This window comes from Peribacillus sp. SIMBA_075, assembly GCF_046534585.1.
Window position 1 is genome coordinate 1 of sequence record NZ_JAWRYN010001179.1, and the last position, 251, is coordinate 251.

Here is a 251-nt window from a genome sequence, read left to right on the forward strand (position 1 = left end):
CATCAAAGGGGTTGTCGTTGGACATGTCATTGAGCGTGAACAGCATCCGAATGCAGATAAATTAAACAAATGTCTTGTTGATATTGGAGAAGACGCTCCTGTGCAAATTATTTGCGGGGCTCCGAATGTGGAGAAAGGACAGCATGTCGCAGTCGCAACAGTTGGAGCAGTTCTTCCAGGGAACTTTCAAATTAAAAAAGCAAAACTGCGCGGCGAAGAGTCTCATGGCATGATTTGTTCTCTGCAAGAAT

At 44.6% G+C, this 251-nt stretch carries 1 protein-coding gene; it reads left to right on the forward strand.

The features are described 5' to 3' along the window. On the forward strand, positions 1-251 hold a 251-nt coding region (ytpR, locus tag SB775_RS32040; RefSeq protein WP_410865323.1), incomplete at both ends, for a YtpR family tRNA-binding protein.